Annotated in this window: 23 protein-coding genes and 1 other annotated feature; of the genes, 12 read left to right on the top strand and 11 right to left on the bottom strand. The window is 62.8% G+C overall.

Translation table 11 applies throughout. The features are described from left to right. Positions 1–27: 27 nt before the first annotated feature. Positions 28–1,491, top strand: coding sequence for a betaine-aldehyde dehydrogenase (betB, locus tag M1E12_RS03260; RefSeq protein WP_479563723.1), 1,464 nt, complete (start codon positions 28–30; stop codon positions 1,489–1,491). 226 nt (positions 1,492–1,717) lie between these two features. On the opposite strand, the gene M1E12_RS03255 is transcribed toward betB, so the two are convergent. After that, positions 1,718–2,068 (bottom strand): helix-turn-helix domain-containing protein, encoded by a 351-nt coding sequence (locus M1E12_RS03255; RefSeq protein WP_479564814.1) that lies wholly within the window; start codon positions 2,066–2,068, stop codon positions 1,718–1,720. A 3-nt stretch (positions 2,069–2,071) separates the two neighbouring features. Then, on the bottom strand, positions 2,072–2,317 hold the full coding sequence (locus tag M1E12_RS03250) for a type II toxin-antitoxin system RelE family toxin (RefSeq protein ID WP_479563722.1): 246 nt from the start codon (positions 2,315–2,317) through the stop codon (positions 2,072–2,074). A 52-nt stretch (positions 2,318–2,369) separates the two neighbouring features. Here M1E12_RS03250 and betA point away from each other — a divergent pair, with 52 nt between their 5' ends. From betA to M1E12_RS03235, 3 genes are all read left to right on the top strand, one after another. Beyond that, positions 2,370–4,022, top strand: a complete 1,653-nt coding sequence (betA, locus tag M1E12_RS03245; protein WP_479563721.1) for a choline dehydrogenase — start codon at positions 2,370–2,372, stop codon at positions 4,020–4,022. A 90-nt stretch (positions 4,023–4,112) separates the two neighbouring features. Continuing rightward, entirely contained in the window at positions 4,113–5,579 is a 1,467-nt protein-coding gene (locus M1E12_RS03240; RefSeq protein ID WP_479563720.1) for a S8 family peptidase, read from the top strand. Positions 5,580–5,615: 36 nt separating this feature from the next. After that, positions 5,616–5,981, top strand: a complete 366-nt coding sequence (locus M1E12_RS03235) for a hypothetical protein (protein ID WP_310236934.1) — start codon at positions 5,616–5,618, stop codon at positions 5,979–5,981. Between the two features lie 60 nt (positions 5,982–6,041). Here the strand turns inward: M1E12_RS03235 and M1E12_RS03230 are convergent, their stop codons facing one another. From M1E12_RS03230 to M1E12_RS03220, 3 genes are all read right to left on the bottom strand, one after another. Continuing rightward, complete coding sequence (locus M1E12_RS03230) at positions 6,042–7,448, bottom strand: virulence factor family protein (protein WP_479563719.1); 1,407 nt, start codon at positions 7,446–7,448, stop codon at positions 6,042–6,044. Next, on the bottom strand, positions 7,445–8,767 hold the full coding sequence (locus M1E12_RS03225) for a phosphatidylglycerol lysyltransferase domain-containing protein (protein WP_479563718.1): 1,323 nt from the start codon (positions 8,765–8,767) through the stop codon (positions 7,445–7,447). The genes M1E12_RS03230 and M1E12_RS03225 overlap by 4 nt, the downstream gene beginning before the upstream one ends. A 204-nt stretch (positions 8,768–8,971) precedes the next feature. After that, positions 8,972–10,108 (bottom strand): alpha/beta hydrolase, encoded by a 1,137-nt coding sequence (locus M1E12_RS03220; RefSeq protein WP_479563717.1) that lies wholly within the window; start codon positions 10,106–10,108, stop codon positions 8,972–8,974. A gap of 386 nt (positions 10,109–10,494) precedes the next feature. Here M1E12_RS03220 and M1E12_RS03215 point away from each other — a divergent pair, with 386 nt between their 5' ends. From M1E12_RS03215 to M1E12_RS03205, 3 genes are all read left to right on the top strand, one after another. Next, complete coding sequence (locus tag M1E12_RS03215) at positions 10,495–11,529, top strand: TRAP transporter substrate-binding protein (protein WP_136538466.1); 1,035 nt, start codon at positions 10,495–10,497, stop codon at positions 11,527–11,529. Between the two features lie 69 nt (positions 11,530–11,598). Beyond that, entirely contained in the window at positions 11,599–12,138 is a 540-nt protein-coding gene (locus tag M1E12_RS03210) for a TRAP transporter small permease (protein ID WP_136538465.1), read from the top strand. Continuing rightward, positions 12,138–13,448, top strand: coding sequence for a TRAP transporter large permease (locus tag M1E12_RS03205; protein ID WP_479563716.1), 1,311 nt, complete (start codon positions 12,138–12,140; stop codon positions 13,446–13,448). The genes M1E12_RS03210 and M1E12_RS03205 overlap by 1 nt, the downstream gene beginning before the upstream one ends. On the opposite strand, the gene M1E12_RS03200 is transcribed toward M1E12_RS03205, so the two are convergent. Then, positions 13,445–13,699, bottom strand: a complete 255-nt coding sequence (locus M1E12_RS03200) for an Ada metal-binding domain-containing protein (protein WP_479563715.1) — start codon at positions 13,697–13,699, stop codon at positions 13,445–13,447. The two genes, M1E12_RS03205 and M1E12_RS03200, sit on opposite strands and share 4 nt — an antisense overlap. A 156-nt stretch (positions 13,700–13,855) precedes the next feature. On the opposite strand from M1E12_RS03200, the gene M1E12_RS03195 reads away from it, so the two are divergent. After that, entirely contained in the window at positions 13,856–14,530 is a 675-nt protein-coding gene (locus tag M1E12_RS03195) for a DUF2161 domain-containing phosphodiesterase (RefSeq protein WP_479563714.1), read from the top strand. Here M1E12_RS03195 and M1E12_RS03190 read toward each other — a convergent pair. The 5 genes from M1E12_RS03190 to M1E12_RS03170 form a co-directional block, all read right to left on the bottom strand. After that, on the bottom strand, positions 14,514–14,885 hold the full coding sequence (locus M1E12_RS03190) for a hypothetical protein (RefSeq protein ID WP_479563713.1): 372 nt from the start codon (positions 14,883–14,885) through the stop codon (positions 14,514–14,516). The two genes, M1E12_RS03195 and M1E12_RS03190, sit on opposite strands and share 17 nt — an antisense overlap. Positions 14,886–15,000: 115 nt before the next feature. Next, a complete protein-coding gene (locus tag M1E12_RS03185) occupies positions 15,001–15,468 on the bottom strand; it encodes a DUF6644 family protein (RefSeq protein WP_479563712.1) in 468 nt (155 codons plus the stop codon). Positions 15,469–15,473: 5 nt separating this feature from the next. Further along, on the bottom strand, positions 15,474–15,863 hold the full coding sequence (locus M1E12_RS03180) for a DUF6152 family protein (RefSeq protein ID WP_479563711.1): 390 nt from the start codon (positions 15,861–15,863) through the stop codon (positions 15,474–15,476). A gap of 145 nt (positions 15,864–16,008) precedes the next feature. Next, positions 16,009–17,496, bottom strand: a complete 1,488-nt coding sequence (locus tag M1E12_RS03175) for a SulP family inorganic anion transporter (protein ID WP_479563710.1) — start codon at positions 17,494–17,496, stop codon at positions 16,009–16,011. Between the two features lie 73 nt (positions 17,497–17,569). Continuing rightward, positions 17,570–17,625, bottom strand: a sequence feature (sul1 is cis-regulatory element that is thought to sense ions involved in sulfur or methionine metabolism; They are found in Alphaproteobacteria). A 144-nt stretch (positions 17,626–17,769) separates the two neighbouring features. Then, complete coding sequence (locus M1E12_RS03170; RefSeq protein ID WP_479563709.1) at positions 17,770–18,786, bottom strand: sulfate ABC transporter substrate-binding protein; 1,017 nt, start codon at positions 18,784–18,786, stop codon at positions 17,770–17,772. 557 nt (positions 18,787–19,343) lie between these two features. On the opposite strand from M1E12_RS03170, the gene M1E12_RS03165 reads away from it, so the two are divergent. From M1E12_RS03165 to M1E12_RS03150, 4 genes are all read left to right on the top strand, one after another. Next, a complete protein-coding gene (locus M1E12_RS03165; RefSeq protein WP_136538457.1) occupies positions 19,344–19,583 on the top strand; it encodes a hypothetical protein in 240 nt (79 codons plus the stop codon). A 101-nt stretch (positions 19,584–19,684) separates the two neighbouring features. Continuing rightward, positions 19,685–19,933 carry a hypothetical protein gene (locus M1E12_RS03160; RefSeq protein WP_479563708.1) on the top strand — a complete coding sequence of 83 codons (249 nt, stop codon included), beginning with the start codon at positions 19,685–19,687 and terminating at the stop codon, positions 19,931–19,933. 118 nt (positions 19,934–20,051) lie between these two features. Then, a complete protein-coding gene (locus tag M1E12_RS03155; protein ID WP_113460868.1) occupies positions 20,052–20,300 on the top strand; it encodes a hypothetical protein in 249 nt (82 codons plus the stop codon). A 107-nt stretch (positions 20,301–20,407) separates the two neighbouring features. Next, a complete protein-coding gene (locus tag M1E12_RS03150) occupies positions 20,408–20,656 on the top strand; it encodes a hypothetical protein (protein ID WP_113460868.1) in 249 nt (82 codons plus the stop codon). Positions 20,657–20,740: the final 84 nt, after the last annotated feature.

Below are 20,740 nucleotides of genomic sequence, written 5' to 3'. Positions count from 1 at the left end.
ATTCGAACACCCGTCTGGAGACAGGACATGAAAGCCCAACCGCAAGCCTCCCACTTCATCGACGGGGAGTATGTCGAGGATACCGCCGGCACCGTCATCGAGAGCATCTATCCGGCGACCGGCGAGGTGATCGCCAGGCTGCATGCGGCAACGCCTCAGATCATCGACAAGGCGATTGCATCGGCCAAGCGGGCTCAGAAGGAATGGGCATCCTGGAGCCCCGCCGCACGTGGTCGCGTGTTGAAGAAGGCCGCCGAGATCATGCGCGAGCGCAACCGCGAGCTCTCCGAGCTCGAGACGCTTGACACCGGCAAGCCGATCCAGGAGACGATCGTTGCCGACCCGACGTCGGGTGCCGACAGCTTCGAATTCTTCGGCGGCATCATCGCAACCGCGATGAACGGTAGCCAGATCCCGCTGGGTGGCGACTGGGCCTATACGAAACGCGTGCCGCTCGGCGTCGTCGTCGGCATCGGCGCCTGGAACTATCCGCAGCAGATCGCCTGCTGGAAGGGCGCACCGGCGCTCGCCGCCGGCAATGCCATGGTTTTCAAGCCATCGGAAGTGACGCCGCTCGGTGCACTCAAGATCGCCGAGATCCTGATCGAGGCCGGTGCGCCGAAGGGTGTCTACAACGTCATCCAGGGGGATCGCGAGACCGGGCCGCTGCTCGTCAGCCATCCCGATGTCGCCAAGGTGTCGCTCACCGGCTCCGTGCCGACGGGCCGCAAGGTGGCCGGGGCCGCAGCCGGCCAGCTCAAGCATGTGACGATGGAACTCGGCGGCAAGTCGCCGCTCGTCGTGTTTGACGATGCCGATGTCGACAGCGCGATCTCGGGCGCGATGCTGGGCAATTTCTATTCGACCGGCCAGGTCTGCTCGAACGGCACGCGCGTTTTCGTGCACAAGGCGATCAAGGAGACCTTCCTCACCCGCCTGAAGGCCCGCACGGAAGCCATCGTCATCGGTGATCCGCAGGACGAGGCAACCCAGATGGGGCCGATGGTCTCGCTCGCGCAGCGCGAGCAGGTCCTGTCCTACATCGACAAGGGCAAGGCCGAGGGCGCAAGGCTTGTGACCGGCGGCGGTATTCCCAACAGCGTCACCGGCGAAGGTTTCTACATCCAGCCGACGGTGTTTGCCGATGTCACCGACGACATGACCATCGCGCGCGAAGAGATTTTCGGGCCGGTGATGTGCGTGCTCGATTTCGAGGATGAGGCAGAGGTGATCGCGCGGGCGAATGCCACCGAATTCGGCCTGTCGGCCGGCGTCTTCACAGCCGACTTTTCCCGCGCGCACCGCGTGGTCGATCAGCTGGAAGCCGGCACGCTCTGGATCAACACCTATAATCTCTGCCCGGTCGAGATCCCCTTCGGCGGCTCGAAACAGTCGGGCTTCGGTCGCGAGAACTCGGCAGCGGCGCTGGAACATTATTCCGAGCTGAAGACGGTTTATGTCGGCATGGGCAAGTGCGAGGCGCCGTATTGAGATGAGATCGGCCGTCGCGCGAGGATACCCCCCTCTGTCGGCTTCACCGACATCTCCCCCACAAGGGGGGAGAGTGGCCGCGCGCGCCTTGCCCAGTAAACGTTCTGGAATGCGATTAGCGAGCTTCGCAAGGCGGTCGAGCGGTCAGCCGCGCTTCGCTCTCCCCCCTTGTAGGGGAGATGCCCGGCAGGGCAGAGGGGGGTGCCACTGCTCCGACGTTTGCCCGTCACACCACAATATCGTCGAGATCGACCTTGAGCGCTGCCGCAATACGCTTCAGCACATCGACGGAGCCGGTCTTCTTGCCGCTTTCGATCTCGGAGAGATAGGGCTGCGAGATGCCGGCGGCGGCGGCGAGGTCGGAGACGGACATCTTTCGGTAATTGCGGTAGGTGCGGATGCGGCTATCGGTTTCCCAGAGTTCGTAGACAAGCTCAGCCGGCCAGGTCTCCTCACCGGCCCGGATGCGCGCCATGATCTTCTCAGCCGCAACGCTATCCATCAGGTCTTCGTATTCGTCCTCGGGAACGAGGACGTAGGTCTCGCCATCGATAACGGTCTTGCGCAGCTCGCCCATCATTCACTCCTTGTAGATGCCGCCGCGCGGCCCGACCTCGACGACGATGACCAGCATCGTCTGCTCATCGATGATGACCCGGTCATCGCCGACACGAATTCTGAGAAGGGTACTGCCCTTCAATTTCTTCAGATCGACGCGGTCTCCGCGCGCGAAGGCATCAACTTTCGACCGGATCGCTTCCCGTCGACGGGGCTGCATCCGGCCCAAAACCTTGGTCGCGGCCTTGGAATACTCAACCCTCTTCATCGCCGGATTATAGCAAATAGCTATAATTCTTCAACCACTCGGACCTGACACCATGCAGAACGCAGACTTCATCATCATTGGCTCCGGCTCGGCCGGTTCGGCGCTGGCTTATCGACTGTCGGAAGACGGCAAGCACAGCGTCATGGTGCTGGAATATGGCGGATCGGATGTCGGGCCGTTCATCCAGATGCCGGCGGCCTTGGCCTGGCCGATGAGCATGAAGCGCTACAACTGGGGTTATCTCTCCGAGCCCGAGCCGAACCTCAACAATCGGCGGATCACAGCACCTCGTGGCAAGGTGATCGGTGGGTCGTCCTCGATCAACGGCATGGTCTATGTGCGCGGTTCGGCCGATGATTTCGATCGCTGGGAAGAGAGTGGCGCCAAGGGCTGGGGCTATGCAGATGTGCTTCCCTACTTCAAGCGGATGGAGAATTCGCATGGCGGCCAGGAGGGCTGGCGTGGCACCGACGGGCCGCTGCATGTCCAGCGTGGCCCGGCGAAGAACCCGCTGGTGCGCGCCTTTGTCGAAGCGGGCAAGCAGGCTGGGTTCGAAACGACCGAAGACTATAACGGCGAGAAGCAGGAAGGCTTCGGCCTGATGGAGCAGACCATCTGGCGTTCGCGTCGCTGGTCTGCTGCCAATGCCTATCTGAAGCCCGCCATGAAGCGGGGCAATGTCGAGCTGGTGCGCTGCTTTGCCCGGAGAATCGTCCTCGAAAACGGCCGGGCCACCGGCGTCGAGATCGAGCGCAACGGCAAAATCGAGGTGGTGAAGGCCAATCGCGAGGTCATCGTTTCCGCCTCGACCTTCAACTCGCCGAAACTCTTGATGCTCTCCGGCATCGGTCCGGCGCAGCATCTGAAGGACATGGGCATCGAGGTGAAGGTCGATCGGCCGGGGGTCGGCGCCAATCTCATGGACCACATGGAATTCTACTTCCAGCAGGTCTCGACCAAACCCGTTTCACTCTATTCCTGGCTGCCCTGGTTCTGGCAGGGCGTCGCGGGGGCGCAATGGCTGTTCACCGGCACCGGGCTCGGCGGCTCGAACCAGTTCGAGAGCTGCGCCTTCGTGCGCTCCGCCCCCGGGGTCAAGCAGCCCGACATCCAGTTCCACTTCCTGCCGGTCGCCATCTCCTATGACGGCAAGGCGGCCGCGAAGAGCCACGGCTTCCAGGTGCATGTGGGCTATAATCACTCGAAGTCGCGCGGCGCCGTCACGCTGCGCTCGCCCGATCCGATGGCCGATCCGGTGATCCAGTTCAACTATATGAGCCACGAGGAAGACTGGGTGAAGTTCCGCCATTGCGTGCGGCTCACCCGCGAGATCTTCGGCCAGAAGGCCTTCGATCCCTTCCGGGGACCGGAAATCCAGCCGGGCGAAACCGTGCAGACGGATGATCAGATCGACGCCTTCCTGCGCGAACATCTGGAAAGCGCCTACCACCCTTGCGGCACATCGAAGATGGGCGCCAAGGACGATCCGATGGCCGTCGTCGATCCGGAATGCCGGGTGATCGGCGTCGACGGCCTGCGTGTCGTCGATTCCTCCATCTTCCCGCGGCTGACCTATGGCAACCTGAACGGCCCCTCGATCATGACCGGCGAGAAGGCTGCCGATCACATCCTGGGCAAGACGCCGCTCCCCCGGTCCAACCAGGAGCCCTGGATCAACCCGCGCTGGGAAACCAGCGACCGGTGATGGGCTTCCGGTTGTATTCATCTCACGATCTTGCAACCTAGGATATTTTTGCTAGTCTTGCTCCCGGTCAGGTTTGGGGGCAACTGATTCATGGGCAAGTCACGAGACTACGGGGACGTCGGTGCATTTCTGCAAAAGCTGGACCGTCAGATGTATACGTGGAAACGTCGGGCGACCGGACATAAGGGTGCCAAGCGCCACGCCCGCGATCTGAGACGACGGTGGATACGCGACTACAAGCGCAAGACGGGCATGACCCGCCTGCCCGAAGTCGCCAGAGCCCACAGCATGAGAGATCTGTGGCTCAAGCCGGATGCCGAACGGGCCTTGCTGGTGCTGATGCCGACGCGGGAACGGACGAACGGCCCAGTGGGACGGAAGGCCGCCAAGGCGCTTCTGTACGAGACAACATCCGATCACATGAGTGTCGACCTGCTGAACGCTGCCAATAGCGCGGGTGGGGCCATACCGGCTGTCGCAGAGGCGCAGTTCGGGGCCTTTACACAATTGCGGGGCATTTATCTCTCCGCATTGGACGCCATGATATTGCCGGCTCTTCCCGACGAAACGATTGCCAATCTCAAGGACGCAGGCGCCGTGGTGTTGGAAAATGAAGTCGTGATGCACATTGCACCGACAGAAGAAGAAGGTGCCGGTGGCCTGAGGGATGATTGGCATCTCGACGCCATCGGAATCAGCGCTGCCCGCCAGAAGGGATTGACCGGTCGCGGCGTCACCATCGGCTTCGTGGACACCGGCATCGATGCAAACCATCCCGAATTCGTCGGAAGACAGGTCATCTTTCAGGATTTCGCTCCAGATGGCTCCAAGAAGAAGAGAGAGCCAAAGGACTACGGCAGGCATGGAACGCATGTCGCGGCGCTCAGTGCAGGACGCACCAAAGGTGTGGCGCCTGACGCTCAGATTGCGATGGCATCGGTGCTGACTACACGGGATGCAAATCAGAGGCTGATCGGGTACCGCAACCAGGTCGCCGCCGGCCTGAACTGGCTCGCGGTCGAAGCCCTTGGAGCGGGCGAAGGCGTCGACATCGTGAATGCGTCGCTTGGCCAGACCTTCGATCGGGAGGAGTACAAGGTAACCAGGGGCTATATCGATGGCGGTATCCTGATCGTCGCTGCCATTGGCAACAACGGCCGCCTTGGACAAGGCAATCATAGTGCTCCGGGCATGTACGACTGTGTTCTCGCTGTCGGTGCCGTCGATCGTCATCACGAAATCGCAGAGTTCAGCGATTGGGGTCCGGCGATGCCGGCTTCACAGCCGCCGGTCTACAAGCCCGATCTGGTTGCGCCTGGGGTCCAGGTGAGCAGCGCTTTACCCGGTGGTCGCTATGGATTAATGTCGGGCACGTCGATGGCGTGCCCGATCGTTGCCGGCGCTGCAGCACTGGTGATCGAACAGGATGAGTCGCTGCGCGGGGAACCGGTAGGCTTGATTGAGCGTCTTCTCAAGTTAACGGCAACTTTACCGCCCGCGCCGCATGATAAATCTCCGCGAGGTGGCCGAGGACGGCTTCATCTTGCGAATATCTGATGTGGCACGCGATCGTCTACCCAAAGGGACAAGGACATGATGAGTGCACAGATGAAAGCATCGGTCCGTCAACTGGACCCGACTGAAGACCTTTCCGTCCTCGTTTCAGTCAAAGTCGCTGACGAGAAGGTCGAAAAGGCACGCGAAGCCGCAACCGCCCGCGAACGGAAGTCTTTGCTCTTCGGCCTCTATCAAGAGGTCAAGCAGCCGATCATCGATACCCTGACCGACTACAGCTCCGATGGACTGCGGATCATAAACGAGTTGAACGGCACCCCGCAGTTGATCGTGGCGGCGCCGGCCGCTGTCTGGGAGAAGCTGATCACGGACGACAGTACGCTGATCGGCAATCCCGATGTCGAGATGTATCCGAACGAGGCTACGGCGGTGTTGATCGACTGAGTCTCCTGCGTCTTGCCAGGAGACACCTGACCGGAGCAGTCGGGACTGACCGCCGCACTGTCACCGTCCGACGATCCGCTCGAGTATCCGATCCGCCACCAGTTCGTAGTTCTCGTCGAAATGGTGACCGCCCGGGCGGGGGATGAGTTGGAGGCCTTGCTTTGCGCGTGGCTCCAGCGCGGGGCAGCCGCTGTCTTCTTCTTCCAGACCGTAGACGCATTGCACCTTGGAGGCCTCAACCTCGGCCAGATGGTCGACGGGATCGCCGTGTTTGGCGGGGCCGGTCACACCCACCCAGCTTCCCAGCACGATCTCGAAATCGGCCTGGTGGGACAGAGCGAGCAGCGAAAGGAGCGTGACGGACTTGCGGTCCGTCTCGGGCAGGAGGCCATAGACCTTGGGCAGGATGTTGGCGCCGAAGGAATAGCCGATCAGAACGACTTTGGAGACGCTGAGGCGTTTGCGGTAGTGCGCAATCATCGCGCTCAGGTCGGCGGCGGTGGTCTCGGGGCTTTTCTCGCTCCAGAAGTAGCGCAGGGCGTCGACGCCGATGACGGGCAGGCCCTTCTCGTTCAGTCGGGCCGAGACCCGTTGATCGATGTCGCGCCAGCCGCCATCGCCGGAATAGAAGATCGCGACGGTATCGTGTTCAGGCTCGACGATGTCTTCGACCAGGGGAAGATCCAGCGCCTCATCAGCCGGGGTCAGCCGGGCGACGAGGTCGGACGCTTCGGCGGAGAGGATGCGCGCGGCACCGCCCTCCCCCTCCGCGAGCACCACATCCGGATGGCTCGATTTCAGTTCTTGCGCATGGTCTCGTGCCGCTTCATTGGCGGCCGAGGAGAAGACCACACGCAACGGATTGGGCAGGCTGCCCGGCGACAGGCCGTAGGACGTTCCCTCGGGCGTTTCGCGGCGCGGGGCCGGCGTGCAAAGCGGCTTCGGCAGCGCGATCGCCTCGGTCGGATCGACGGCGACCGTTTCTCCAATCGTCTCCGCGAAACTCCCGTTCGGGGTCTGGGCCGCCATGGCCAGCGCGAGTGCCCCTCCCTCGCCGAAGCCGAGAATGCGCGGCGGACTATAGAAATCGGCCTTGTGGCTGCGGTGCAGCCGGCGCGTCAGGCGTTCGATATCGGCCGGCAGGAAGAGGCAGTCGCGGTCGGTCTCACGCGAGAGGGCGGCGCGCCACGTCGTCAGATCGACGCCGACACCGACTGCGCCGGCGTGAACGACCGTCTCCAGCGCGGCCTGCTCTGCGCCATCCCAGCCATTGGCGTCGGAGATGATGACGACGACGCCCGCCATATTGCCGTCATCCGGAGCGACGATACGATCCTGCGGCAGGCTGACGATGCCGTCGGCGCTCGATGCGGCTGCGACGCCCGTCACGAGCGGCAGCGCCAGGGCCCATGCGGCAGCGAGCCTGTGCAGGTGGCTCCGGCGCGTCTTGGCGATCGCGCCGCTCATTTGCGCATCAGGCCCTTCAGCCCGCCGCCGATCAGCAGCGTCACATCGATCAGCGAGAGGATCGGCAGGCCCTGGCCCGCGACCGCGAGATAGCGGGGCTGCCAATTGGGATCGAACTTCTCCTTGAAGGCGCGCACACCGCGGAAATTGTAGAAACTCTCGCCGTGGTCGAAGATCTGGCGGGCGACGTGGTTCCAGGCCGGGGCGCGGCTGTGATCGGAAAGCCCGGCCAGCGGCGCCATGCCGAGGTTGAGCGTGCGGAACCCTTCCGCCTTCAACGTCTCCATGATCTTCACGAATAGCAGATCCATCATGCCCCGGTGCACACCCGGCACATGGCGCATCAGATCGATAAAGGCATCGCCCTCAGAGGAAGCCGTCATCAGGCTGGCGAAGGCGACGATGCGGCCCTCGAGGCGAATGACAGCGACAGGACCGGACGCAACATAAGCGCGCTCGAAAGTGCCGAGCGAGAAGCCTTTTTCGGCAGCCTGATGGGCCAAGAGCCAGGCGTCTGATACCGCCTGCAGTTGGTCCAGCATTGGGGGCACGGCGTCTGCGGACACGAGCTCGAAGCAGAGACCATCGCGTTCGGCGCGGTTGATCGAGCGGCGGAGCTTCACCCAATCGCCGCCGGCCAGCGAGAAGCGGGCAAGATCGACGACGGCCTGTTCGCCGAGTTTCAGCGCCTGCAGGCGCATGTCGACGGCCACCGGCAGGAAATCGGCGGAGACCTGGTAGAAGACCGGGCGGCTGCGGCTGCGGCGTGCTTCCGCGACGAATTTTTCGACTAGCGGCGCCCAGAGATGTCCCGGTCCGACGGGATCGAAGAGCGCGACCAGCGAGCGGCCCTGGCGGGCATACATGATGAATCCCTGGCCGCAATCGGAGAAGAGGATGCGCTTGTCGCCGAGACGCACGAGGCCGGCGCTCGCGTTTTCTTGCTGCGGCAAGAGCGCGATGGCGCGCGCGAGATCATCGGCCGTCTCGTCTTCCGTTTCCCGTCTGCGGCGGGGGAAGCGGACGAGGCCGCGCGAGGCGATGACGCCGAGCACCATGGACAGGCCGAGCGTGCCTTCGGTCGCATCGATGCCGTGGCGGGCGAGCACGAGGCCCCAGCCGAACTTCAGCAGGCTTTCCTCCGCCAGAACAGGGCCGAGCAATGCCAGGATGGCGAGCGCCGTCAGCACCAATCCCGTGCGCGGGGCACGCAATACGAGCTTCGGAACGAGGGATAGAGCAACGATCGAAAGAGGCTTGGCGCGAGCTGCGGCGAGCGCAGGCGCAGCCGCTTCGGCATCGGACAGAGAAGAAGCCATGAACCGGACCACGAACTGAAGGGGACCGAACGCTTATTAGCGCCCATGCATGGACCGAAGCTTGTGACACCAAGGAGTAAACGAGTCGGTAAACCAGCGCATAAATTGCGCAAGACACGCAAATTCGATCACGGTCAAGCCGAGGAAATGCAAGCCAGCCTTGCAAGGCGGGAACATGCCGAGATGGAAGATTCGGTCCGAGGTCTAGCGGCGGAGAACCCGCGCGGCGAGAGAGAACGGGCTCGAGACGGTTTGTGCCGCGGCATCCAGGACAAAGGCGCCGGCATCACCGATCGTGGCTGCGGCGGCGGGCTTGCTCAGGGTCGTGGCCAGTTGCTTCACGTCGAAGAAGCGGTTGTGGTTGGTGACATCCGTCGGCTCCAGCGAGGAGATGTCGACGATCGCCACGCCATTGCGCTTGGCCGCTTCGGCCACTTCCGGATTGCGCGCATCGAGCGCGCCCACGCGGTTGCCCGCACCGAGGAAACTCGAGACCTGCAGCGCGCGATCATCGGGCGCCACGAGAACGGTGATGGGTGTGCGCATCCGCCCGATAACATCGAGCTGGGCGGTAAAGACGCCCTCGTCGATGTCGGGCGCGGCCATGATCACCCGCAGCCGGTTCAGCACGTCGCCTTTGCCCTCCAGCCTGAGCTGGCGCAGCGCCTCCATCGTGAGCCAGCCGCCCATGGAGTGGGCGAAGACGTCGACCTGACCGTTGCGGGCACGGGTCATATCGCTCAGGAGATTGGCGAGCGCATCACGGGAATAGGTGGCGGATTCCTTGTCGGCGACATAGGCCGGCAGGGCGGCGAGCGAGGGCCAGGAGAAGAGCACGGGCGTGCCGTCGAGGTTGCTGTCCGTCTTCAGCTGCGCGAGGCGGAAGAGCGATTCCTGGAAATTGTAGTTGTAGCCATGGACGAAGACGACGGGTGGCGCCTTGTCCTGCGTCCGCACGGCCTGCAGCAGGGCCGCGCGATCCAGCACCGACTGCGAGACCACGGCGAAATCCGTCTTCGGATCGGGTTTGCGGCCAGGCTTCGGCCATTCGATATTGGCGGGCTTGTGGTTCGGCGGGATGGAGATGTCGAAACTGGCGTAGTTCGGTTCGCGCGTCCGGGTCGTGGTGAAGACATTCTTGGCCGGCTCGGCGCGATCGCGCGTGGTGACGCTGTAGAGCGTTTCGACCCGGCTCGGCTGGTAGTCGTTCAGGGCGACGGTGCCGAGCGTTTCCGGGCCCGGACGCCCGGCGCAGGATGTCAGGCCGACAGCCGACACCAGGCTGAAGGCCACAAGCAGCTGACGCGACGTCTGAGATAGGCCAACGGTCGGAAAACGCATTCAGGATCATCCTTGCAGATCGACACAAGCTCGCCCGTGCCTTCATGACCGGGCGGAAAGCGCGAGCTATAACCGCTGATGAAAGTGCCGCCAAGGCCCGACGGCATGACAGGCTTGGGATGTGCCGGTGAAGAGCTGGTGACCGGCATCATCGGGCCGACGCTTGAGGGCGGCGATCCATACAGATTTGGTTATGGTTTCCGGCTACATAATTATTTGCCTGCCTGCACCCCTTCTGTAATCATAACTGACAAGGAAAGGTCTGCCGGGTGGGAGTGAGGAGCCGGGTGACGCGAACTTTACATGACTCCAGGTCATGATTGTGATCGCTTCGACGCCTCGAGCCGGGGACTTTCCAAGCTGACAAAACATGGGAGGAGGAATTCATGTTGCGCCAATTTCTGATCGCCGGACTGTCCGGTGCTGCACTTTGCCTGACCGGAGCCGCAGCCTTCGCTGCGGATGTCACTCTCAAGCTGCACCAGATGCTGCCGCCGCAGGCGACCATCCCTGCCAAGGTGCTGGCCCCCTGGGCCGAGAAGATCCAGGCCGATTCCGGAGGCCGCATCGCCGTCGAACTCTACCCGGCCATGCAGCTCGGCGGAAAACCGTCCGACCTCGTCGACCAGGTCAAGGACGGCGTCGTCGATCTCACCTGGACCCTGTTCGGCTACACGCCCGGCCGCTTCCCGAAGTCGGAAGCCTTCGAACTGCCCTTCATGGTGACCACGGCGGAAGCAACCTCGGTCGCCTTCCAGGAATATGCCGAAAAGCATCTGACGGACGAGCTCACCGACTACCATGTCCTGGCAGTCCACACCCATGGTCCGGGCCTCATTCACACCATCGCCTCCAAGCCCGTGCAGAAGCTTGAAGACATGCAGGGCCTGAAGCTGCGCGGCACGTCGAAGGTGGTCAACCAGATGCTCGAAGCCATGGGCGCTTCTGCCGTCGGCATGCCGGTCACCGCCGTGCCGGAAAGCCTGTCGAAGAGCGTCATCGACGGCTCCGTCGTTCCGTGGGAAGTGACGCCGGCGATCAAGATCGCCGAGCTTGCGCCAAACCATACCGGCTTTTCCGGATCCACCGGCCTTTACACCGGCACGTTCGTCTTTGCGATGAACAAGGACAGCTACGATGCTCTGCCCGACGACCTGAAGAAGGTGATCGACGACAATTCCGGCAAGGAACTCGCCCGTCTCTTCGGCAAGGCCATGGATGAGGGCGATGTGCGCGGCAAGGACATTGCCGACAAGGCCGGCAACACGATCATCACGCTGGACGAAGCCGAGACCGCGCGCTGGAAGGCCGCCGGCGAGGCCGTGACCAAGGCCTGGATCGCGGAGATGGACAGCAAGGGCCTCGATGGCACCATGCTCTACAACGACGCGCTGGCCCTGATCCAGGCGAACACGCAATAACCTCCCCGACTTGTCCGGGCGCTTGTCGGAAGGCGCCCGGACCTTTTGAGCCTACCAGAGGACTTCTTGATGGCGACTGCCTCTTCCACCGGCTTCGACAGACTGGAGCGGGCTTGCCATGGGCTTGCCGCGAGCCTGGTCCTGTTCGGCGGCCTCTGTCTCGTCGTCGCCTGCGGGCTGACCGTGGCCTCGATCCTCGGCGGGCTGACCCTGCGTCCCCTGCCCGGCGAGATCGAGCTGGTCGAAGCGCTGTGCGGCCTCGCCGTCTTCGCCTTCCTGCCCTATTGCCAGCTGAAGCGCGGCCATGTGGGCGTCGACATCCTGATCTCCGCCTTCGGCCCGAAAGCGATGAACTGGACCCAGCTGATCGGCGACATCGTGATCGCCGTGCTGATCGGGCTCGTCACCTGGCGCCATGCCGTCGGGACGATGGACAAGATCGGCAATGGTGAAACCACGCCGCTGCTCCTGATGCCGGTGTGGTGGGGCTTTGCGGTCGCGCTTGCCCTTCTCGTTGTGAATGTGATCGTCTGCCTCTTCGTGATCGCTGCCGATATCCGTGACATGCGCCGCGGCAAGACCATTGTCGCTGCGATGGGAGCCCATTGATGAGCAGCATTGAAATCGGACTCTGGTCCTTCCCCGTCCTCATTCTGCTCATCTTCCTGCGGGTGCCGATCGGGGCGGCCATGCTCGCCACCGGCGTTGTCGGCACCTATCTGGTGCTCGACCGATGGACGCCCGTTCTGGCGCAGATGAAGGTGCTCGCCTGGAACACGAATGCGAACTACTCGCTGTCGATCATTCCGCTCTTCCTGCTGATGGGCCAGTTTGCGGCGCGCGGCGGCATGAGCCAGGCGCTGTTCAATGCGGCAGCTGCCTTTCTCGGGCATCGCAAGGGTGGCGTTGCCATGGCAGCCGTTGGCGCGAGCGCCGGCTTCGGCTCGATCTGCGGCTCGTCGCTCGCAACAGCTGCGACCATGGCGCAGGTGGCGCTGCCGGAACTGAAGCGCAACGGCTATGCCGGCGGGCTTGCCACGGCCTCGCTTGCCGCCGGCGGTACGCTCGGGATCCTGATCCCGCCCTCGGTGGTGCTGGTGATCTACGCGATCCTTGCCGAGCAGAACATCGCCAAGCTCTTCCTCGCCGCCTTCGTGCCGGGCATTATCGCGGCGATCTCCTATCTCGTTGTCATCGCCATCTATGTCCGTCTGAAGCCGGAATCGGCGGGGCATGCCGCGCGCATCCCGTGGAAGGATCGCGTGCCGGCGCTGATCGCCGTCTGGCCTGTGGTCGCGATCTTCTTTGCCGTCGTGGGTGGCATCTATCTCGGCTGGTTTACGCCGACACAGGCGGCGGCCGTGGGTGCGGCCGGCGCCGGGCTTGTCGCCTTCGTCAATGGCGGGCTGGATCGCAAGTCGCTGTTCGACTGCTTCAAGGAGACGGCAGTTTCGACCGGCATGATCTTCTTCATCATTCTCGGTGCCTCGGTGTTCAACTCCTTCCTCGCCTTCTCCCGTCTGCCGCAGGTGGGCGCGGAATGGGTGACGGCGCAGGGCTTTGCGCCGATGACGGTGCTGATCATCATCCTGCTTCTCTACATCATCTTCGGCTGCATCATGGATTCGCTCTCCATGATCGTGCTCACGATCCCGATCTTCTTCCCGATCGTGACGGCCATGGATTTCGGCATGAGCCCGGAGCATTTCGCCATCTGGTTCGGCATCCTGGTGCTGATGGTCGCCGAGATCGGGATGATCACGCCACCCGTGGGGCTCAATCTCTTCATCATATCGGCGATGGCGCGCGACGTGCCAATCCGTGAGACCTACAAGGGGATCATCCCCTTCATCACCGCAGACGTCTTCCGCATCATTCTGCTGACGGCCTTTCCGATTATCTCGATCTTCCTCGTCTAGGCGGGGTCATCGACCGGGGCGCTGTCCGGCTCGTCGGGACAGCAGCGCAGACAGGCCCTGAAGCCGCCCTCACGGGCGGCTTTTGCCGTTTCGAAGAAGGTGAGGCTCTGCGGCCGCGCCGGACGCGAGGGGCAGGACGGACGGCAAAAGATGCGGGTCGAGAAAACGCCATAGACGAAGCGGCCGTTCATGGCTGCATCACGGCGTGCGATGGCCTGCCATCGAGGGTCTTCGGTCGGATCGGGGTTCATGCTGGGGTCTCCTTGCAGCTTGAGCGTCAGCATGCACCCGATGAAGGGGGACGAGCCACCCGTTTCCTGCGGGCATCACGGACGCTTTAGAGGTGACGCGCGGGGACGAAGCGCGGTAGGTGTCGGACCGATCCGCAACCCGAATCCTGGAACGGCATGGAAACTTCACTCTACCAACCCGTCAAAGCCTTCCTCGAAGGCGCCGGCTATACCGTGAAGGGTGAAGTCGGCGGCTGCGATGTGGTGGGGGTGAGCGACGGGGATCCGACGCTCCTCGTCGTGTGCGAACTGAAGCTCAGCTTCAATCTCGAACTCATCCTGCAGGCGGTCGATCGCGCTTCGATCGCCGACGAGGTCTGGATCGCCGCCCGTGTCTCGGCCAAGGGCCGGGGCCGCGAGAGCGACAAACGCTACCGCGACCTCTGCCGGCGGCTCGGGATCGGCATGCTCGGCGTCGCCGACAATGGTTCGGTCAGCGTCATCGTCGGCTCGGTCACGCCCATGCCGCGCACCAATCCGAAACGGCGGTCGCGGCTGATGCGCGAACACCAGAAGCGCAAGGGTGACCCCGCCGTCGGTGGCAGCACACGCACGCCTCTGATGACCGCCTATCGCCAGCAGGCGCTGGGCTGTGCAGCGGCACTCAAGGCCGGTCCCCTCAAGGTGCGGGAGATCCGCGATCATGTGCCGGACGCTGCCAAGATCCTGCAGGGCAATGTCTATGGTTGGTTCGAGCGCGTGGAGCGGGGCGTCTATGGTCTGACGCCTGTGGGTCTCGAGGCGCTTTCGCGGTGGACGGAAGCGCCCCTGCCCCTTAAGCCCGACGCGTAAACAGGATCACGGCAAAGAGCAGCACCCCGGCGAAGGTGACCAGCGAGGACACGGCGACGATCGGTTCCAGCGCCTGGTTGCCGCTCAGCATCAGGAAGAGCGACGGGCCCATGACGAGGATGCCTGCCGTGTAGAGCATGTACTGCACCTTGGCGACGCGGCTTGCGGCCTGGATCGGGTTCAGCGCGTAATAGATGCCGAAGATCGCCATCGTCACCCAGCCGAGCAGGTTGATGTGCGCATGGGCACCGGTCGCTTCGAACTGGTGCGTGATCGACATGTAAAGCCCGAGACAGATGCCGGCGATCAAGAACAGGATGGCCGTGCGGAAATACCAGACAGATAATTGTGGCATGTTGAAATCCCCCGATACAACAAGCCCGCAGGATAACACTGGTTCAGCCAGGCGCAATCGGCTGACAATCGTCGTTTTCGGGAAGATTTGGGCACAGCTTGCTAAGCGGCGAACCTCAGAGAAACCCGATCCAGCGCCCAGCCAGGAGCGCAGCGGGCCAGAGGACGAGCGATGCGGATGCCGCAAGCCGCAGCGCCGGCGCCGGGCTGGCGCCGGCGATCAGGGCTGCCCAAGGCCCTGAGGCCCGAACGGCGAGCGCGTTTATCGTACCGAGGAACACCAGGCCGATCTTGATCAGGAAGGCGGTGTTTTCGACGTATTCGAGCGGTCGCACGGAAAAGAGAAGCGCGCCGGTGAGGATGGTTGCGCCCAAGGCCAGGGCTGCCACGCGCGACAGGGTGACCGCCGTCTCTGCGAGCGGCAGGCGGGCAAGGCCGCCGAGCAGGCGCAGGTCGAGGAGGACGCTCGCGCCGATCAGCATGGCGAGCGAGAGGATGTGGCTGGCATTGGCAAAGATATAGAGGGTGGGCCAGCGGATGAGCGCCTGGCCCACGGGTGCCGTGAGGATTGCCAGCCACTCCATGCCGGTCAGTTGGTGACGATGCGGCTGGGATAGATGTCGTAGTTCTTGCCCGCCACGATCACCCGCACGGCCTTCAAGCGCTTCTCCTCCGGATCGAGCGAGCGATTGCCGCGCACGGTGACCTCGTCACCGACGGCAACGACGCCTTCGACGAAGCCGGAACGCTGGGTCTGGTTGGGATTGCCGAGTTCGATGCGCCAGGCGCCGTCGGCGGTGTCGAGTTCCAGTGTCGGATGCGGCGGGGCAAAGGAGATCGCGGTGATCTTGCCCGTCAGGTCGATCTGGTCTGCTTCGGCCCAGGACCAGCCGTGATGAGCCATGGCAGCGCCGGCGAACAGGGCGGCGGCGGCAAGGGCGGCAAGTGCGGGCACTGCGGGGGAGACTGCGCGGTTCATGATCATTCTCCGGGTTGGGACACACCTGCAAGAGTAGTGCGCCCGCCCGGCTTTTCGACGTCACCTTTGCTTGATCGCGCGGTGAGATGACCGGGAGCGCCAATTCGAACGGCGCCCCCTGCCCTTGATCTCAGTGCAAGACAGCTCAGTGCAAGGCAGCGCTGGCGGCGAGCCGCTCGTCCTTGTCGTGCAGGGCGAAGCGATCGACCATGTCAGCGCTTGCCTCGTTGAAGCCGAGAACCTCGACCTCGACGCCGGCCTTGCGGTATTTGAGCACGATCTTGTCGAGCGCGCCGACAGCGGTAATGTCCCAGAGATGGGCAGCACTGACGTCGATGATCACCTTGCGGGCTTCATCGGAGAAGTCGAAGGCATGGATGAAGCTCTCGGCCGAGGCGAAGAAGATCTGGCCGGTGACACGGTAGGTAACCGCGCCCGTGATCTCGTCGGCGTGGCGGGTGACCCGGAAGAGCTTGGCCACCTTGCCGGCGAAGAAGATACCGGAGAGCAGCACGCCGACGATGACGCCCTTGGCGAGGTCGTGGGTCGCGACCACCGTGACGACGGTTGCCAGCATGACCACCGAAGACTGCCAGGGATTGCGCCTGATATCGAGGATCGAGCGCCAGGAGAAGGTGCCGATCGAGACCATGATCATGATGGCAACCAGCGCTGCCATCGGAATGATGCGGACGAGATCATCGAGCACCACGATCAGGAAGAGCAGGAAGGCGCCAGCAACGAAGGCAGACAGGCGGCCGCGGCCACCCGAGGTGACGTTGATGACCGACTGGCCGATCATGGCGCAGCCGCCCATGCCGCCGATCAGCGCCGAGGCGATGTTGCCCGTGCCCTGGCCGATGCATTCCTGGCTCTTGTTGCTCGGCGTGTCCGTCATGTCGTCGACGATCTGGGCCGTCAGCAGAGATTCCAAGAGGCCGACCGCGGCAAGGGTCACGGAGTAAGGCAGGATGATCTGCAGCGTCTCGAGATTGAGGGGCACGTCCGGCAGGAGGAAGACGGGCAGTGTCGAGGGCAGTTCGCCGAGATCGGCAACCGTGCGCAGGTCCATGCCCGTCCACCAGGCAAGCGTCGTCAAGACGATGATGGCAACCAGCGGCGACGGGATGAGCCTGGTGACATAGGGGAAGAGGTAGATGATCGCGAGGCCACCGGCGATCATGGCATAGGTCAAGCCCGGCACGCCGATCAGCTCCGGCAGCTGAGCCATGAAAATCAGGATGGCGAGCGCGTTGACGAAGCCGGTGATGACCGAGCGGGAGACGAAGCGCATGACGCGGCCGAGCTTCAGATAGCCCGCGAGGATCTGGATCACGCCCATCAGGATGGTGGCGGCGAAGAGATATTGCAGGCCGTGTTCCTTGACCAGCGTCACCATGATGACGGCGGTGGCAGCGGTGGCGGCCGAGATCATGCCGGGACGACCGCCGACAAAGGCGGTGACGCAGGCAATCGCGAAAGAGGCGTAGAGGCCGACCTTGGGATCGACACCGGCGATGACGGAAAAGCCGATGGCTTCCGGGATCAGGGCAAGTGCGACGACGATGCCCGAGAGGATGTCGCCACGGATGTTGGAGAACCACTCGCGGCGGTAATTGGTAAAGCTTTGCATTGTTGATTTTTCACAGTTGTTGCAACGGTCCGAGCGGGTCTCGGGCCAGGAAAAGAGGATGGTTGCGTTGCTGTGTTGTCTGGCGGATCGGCGGCCAGAAGAGCCACCCGGAGTTTCACCGGGTCCTTGTGGATGGCTCTCGTTTAGCCGAAAGCCTGCTGCAGGGCAACACCGGGAAGGCCACAGGCCCGCGCGCTGCCCTTCCCTCTGCGGCCAAAAGCAAAGAAGGCGGCCCTTGCGGAGCCGCCTTCTTCTCTCGGGAGGAGCCGCCCATCAGGGGCGGTAGATCTGGTCGAAGACGCCGCCTTCGCCGAAATGCTCGGGCTGCGCCTTGGCCCAGCCACCGAAGAGCGGATCGTCGATGGTGACGAGATCGAGCTTCGGCAATTCCGGGCCGGAACCTGCCGGCACGAGGTCGGGGCGCGAGGGGCGGTAGAAGTGCTTGGCCGCGAGAGTCTGGCCTTCCGGCGAATAGAGGTAGTCGAGATAGGCCTCGGCCTCCTTGCGGGTGCCCTTCTTCTCGACATTGACATCGACGACGGCGACCGGCGGTTCGGCAAGGATCGACAGCGACGGGGTCACGATGTCGAACTGGTCGGCACCGAATTCCTTGCCAGCGAGATAGGCCTCGTTTTCCCAGGAGATCAGCACGTCGCCGATCTCGCGCTGGGCGAAGCTTGTCAGCGCGCCGCGTGCGCCGGTGTCGAGCACGGGGGCGTGGCGGTAGATCTCGGCGATGTAATCGCGGATCTTCTGCTGGTCACCGCCGAATTCCTTGTTGGCCCAGGCCCAGGCGGCGAGATAGTTCCAGCGGGCGCCGCCCGAGGTCTTCGGGTTGGGCGTGACGATCTGCACGTCGCCCTTTACCAGATCGCCCCAGTCCTGGATGCCCTTGGGATTGCCCTTGCGCACCAGGAAGACGATGGTCGAGGTATAGGGGGACGAATTGTTCGGCAGGCGGTTGCGCCAGTCCGGGGCGAGTAGCTTCGCCCGCTCGGCAATGATGTCGATGTCGCTCTGCAAAGCAAGGGTTACGACATCGGCCTCCAGACCTTCCATCACCGCGCGGGCCTGGCGCCCGGAGCCGCCATGGGACTGGTCGATGGTGACGGTCTCACCGGTCTCCTGCTGCCAGTGTTTGGCAAAGGCTGCGTTGTAGTCCTGATAGAACTCGCGGGTCGGATCATAGGAGACGTTCAAGAGCTCCGCCGCCCCTGCCGGCAGCACGAGGCCGGTGGACAGGCTCAATCCGACGAGAAACGCCGCAAGATTTTTCCCAATGCACGTCATGTCTGTGCCTCCTCTCTGGCGTTAACGATTTAAGACTACCGAACAGGTCGTCTTAGTCAACGCGGGGTGAGAAGTTCGCAAAAGCGTTTCCCTGCCACGGGTGGTCGACGCGATGGTCGTTCTGCCTTGAGACGGGGAAGTGGCCGAAGTTTTTCATCAGGAGCGATTTCGGCGAAACGCTTCGACGGTCGTCCGAGCCGCGATGAGGAGCAGTCTATGTGGCGAAGGGTCTCGGTCTTGCGGCACGGCGGGACCGGAGCAGGCCTCCCCCCGCCCCCCTCTTCCACCCCCTCCTGCCCTCAAACGGCAGTCACAAAAGGGTGAAAGAAATAAAAAATAATCGTTGTATGTCATAGTTAAATGACGGCAAAAAGACAGCCTAACCCGCTGTTTTCATTCAACCATAATTTCAAGTGCCAAACCTGATACCGGGTACTTTCACCGAACCAATCAGTTCGATTGTGCGCAAAGGGGTATTGCAAACCCAATCATCCTGCGCCAAATACAACTCATCGAACCAAGCAGTTCGATCCGCAAGGTTCTAAAGGTACACCAAAATGAAGACCATCGCAGCAGCACTCCTGACCACCATCGCAGCCGCTTCGGCCGCTTTCGCGATCGAGCCAATCCCGGGCTCCATCACCTATGGCGGTGCGCAGCCGAGGCTCGAACAGGCGCCCGCCGGTTCGAACTTCTTCCATACCTTCTACGCCAATGGATCCGAAGTCCACGAGATCTATCAGGTGAACGCAGACCGGACCGTCTCCCTCGTTTCCCGTTCCGTAGCGAACGACTGACGCGCCAGACGATCTGAGATCCCGGGTAGAACCCTACCCATATCCACAATCATGAGCTGAACACATCCGGTGTTGCTCTACCAAAGATAAGGAATACGACCATGAAGACCATCCTCTCTGCAGCCCTCATCTCGCTTGCAGCCGGTTCGGCCGCTTTCGCCGCCGTCCAGCCGATCCCGGGCTCGATCACCTATGACAACGCCAACGTCCAGCTGGAAAAGGCACCTGCCGGTTCGACCTTCTTCCACACCTTCGCAAACGGTGACGGCCGTGACGTTCGCGAAGTCTACAAGGTCAATGCCGACAAGTCGGTGACCCTCGTCAACCGCACGATCTCGAACGCTTCCTAATCCGAAGCGCCTGAACCAACGCGCCTCCCAAGACGCACAGAAGACCTCCAGCGGCAGGCTCGGCCCCTCTCCACCGCCCCGAGCCGCCGCCACACACAACGCACAAAGGAATACGATCATGAAGACCATCATCTCTGCAGCCCTCATCTCCCTCGCAGCCGGTTCGGCCGCTTTTGCAGCCGTTGAACCGATCCCGGGCTCGATCACCTATGACAACGCCAATGTTCAGCTGGAAAAGGCACCTGCCGGTTCGACCTTCTTCCACACCTTTGCCAACGGTGACGGCCGCGACGTACGCGAAGTCTACAAGGTCAATGCCGACAAGTCGGTGACCCTGGTCAACCGCACGATCTCGAACGCTTCTTAATCAACGCGCCTCTTGAAGACGCATCCTTCGGCGGCCGGCTCGGTTCCCCTCTCCCCCTTCCCCCAACCGGGCCGCCGCCAACCCCAATCTTTGAAAGGAACAAGACCATGAAGACCATCATCTCTGCAGCCCTCATCTCGCTTGCTGCCGGCTCGGCCGCTTTCGCCGCCGTTGAACCGATCCCGGGCTCGATCACCTATGACAACGCCAATGTCCAGCTGGAAAAGGCACCTGCCGGTTCGACCTTCTTCCACACTTTCGCAAACGGTGACGGCCGCGACGTTCGCGAGGTCTACAAGGTCAATGCCGACAAGTCGGTGACCCTCGTCAACCGCACCATCTCCAACGCTTCCTGATCCAAGGGTGCGTGATGGGCCTCGGGGCTTCGGCCCCGGGGCCTTTTTTTGTGCGCGTGTTTCAGGTGATCTCTTCGCCTCGAT

The sequence above is a fragment of the Rhizobium sp. K33 genome (assembly GCF_056501445.1).
The sequence above is the reverse complement of the archived record's forward strand: the minus strand, read 5'-3'. Positions and strand labels throughout refer to the sequence as shown.

Bases quoted from the DNA above. Each gene is read 5' to 3' on its own strand.
- betB (WP_479563723.1), top strand. From the start codon at position 28: ATGAAAGCCCAACCGCAAGCCTCCCACTTCATCGACGGGGAGTATGTC.
- M1E12_RS03255 (WP_479564814.1), bottom strand. From the start codon at position 2,068: ATGGGCGAGCTGCGCAAGACCGTTATCGATGGCGAGACCTACGTCCTC.
- M1E12_RS03250 (WP_479563722.1), bottom strand. From the start codon at position 2,317: ATGAAGAGGGTTGAGTATTCCAAGGCCGCGACCAAGGTTTTGGGCCGG.
- betA (WP_479563721.1), top strand. From the start codon at position 2,370: ATGCAGAACGCAGACTTCATCATCATTGGCTCCGGCTCGGCCGGTTCG.
- M1E12_RS03240 (WP_479563720.1), top strand. From the start codon at position 4,113: ATGGGCAAGTCACGAGACTACGGGGACGTCGGTGCATTTCTGCAAAAG.
- M1E12_RS03235 (WP_310236934.1), top strand. From the start codon at position 5,616: ATGATGAGTGCACAGATGAAAGCATCGGTCCGTCAACTGGACCCGACT.
- M1E12_RS03230 (WP_479563719.1), bottom strand. From the start codon at position 7,448: ATGAGCGGCGCGATCGCCAAGACGCGCCGGAGCCACCTGCACAGGCTC.
- M1E12_RS03225 (WP_479563718.1), bottom strand. From the start codon at position 8,767: ATGGCTTCTTCTCTGTCCGATGCCGAAGCGGCTGCGCCTGCGCTCGCC.
- M1E12_RS03220 (WP_479563717.1), bottom strand. From the start codon at position 10,108: ATGCGTTTTCCGACCGTTGGCCTATCTCAGACGTCGCGTCAGCTGCTT.
- M1E12_RS03215 (WP_136538466.1), top strand. From the start codon at position 10,495: ATGTTGCGCCAATTTCTGATCGCCGGACTGTCCGGTGCTGCACTTTGC.
- M1E12_RS03210 (WP_136538465.1), top strand. From the start codon at position 11,599: ATGGCGACTGCCTCTTCCACCGGCTTCGACAGACTGGAGCGGGCTTGC.
- M1E12_RS03205 (WP_479563716.1), top strand. From the start codon at position 12,138: ATGAGCAGCATTGAAATCGGACTCTGGTCCTTCCCCGTCCTCATTCTG.
- M1E12_RS03200 (WP_479563715.1), bottom strand. From the start codon at position 13,699: ATGAACCCCGATCCGACCGAAGACCCTCGATGGCAGGCCATCGCACGC.
- M1E12_RS03195 (WP_479563714.1), top strand. From the start codon at position 13,856: ATGGAAACTTCACTCTACCAACCCGTCAAAGCCTTCCTCGAAGGCGCC.
- M1E12_RS03190 (WP_479563713.1), bottom strand. From the start codon at position 14,885: ATGCCACAATTATCTGTCTGGTATTTCCGCACGGCCATCCTGTTCTTG.
- M1E12_RS03185 (WP_479563712.1), bottom strand. From the start codon at position 15,468: ATGGAGTGGCTGGCAATCCTCACGGCACCCGTGGGCCAGGCGCTCATC.
- M1E12_RS03180 (WP_479563711.1), bottom strand. From the start codon at position 15,863: ATGAACCGCGCAGTCTCCCCCGCAGTGCCCGCACTTGCCGCCCTTGCC.
- M1E12_RS03175 (WP_479563710.1), bottom strand. From the start codon at position 17,496: ATGCAAAGCTTTACCAATTACCGCCGCGAGTGGTTCTCCAACATCCGT.
- M1E12_RS03170 (WP_479563709.1), bottom strand. From the start codon at position 18,786: ATGACGTGCATTGGGAAAAATCTTGCGGCGTTTCTCGTCGGATTGAGC.
- M1E12_RS03165 (WP_136538457.1), top strand. From the start codon at position 19,344: ATGAAGACCATCGCAGCAGCACTCCTGACCACCATCGCAGCCGCTTCG.
- M1E12_RS03160 (WP_479563708.1), top strand. From the start codon at position 19,685: ATGAAGACCATCCTCTCTGCAGCCCTCATCTCGCTTGCAGCCGGTTCG.
- M1E12_RS03155 (WP_113460868.1), top strand. From the start codon at position 20,052: ATGAAGACCATCATCTCTGCAGCCCTCATCTCCCTCGCAGCCGGTTCG.
- M1E12_RS03150 (WP_113460868.1), top strand. From the start codon at position 20,408: ATGAAGACCATCATCTCTGCAGCCCTCATCTCGCTTGCTGCCGGCTCG.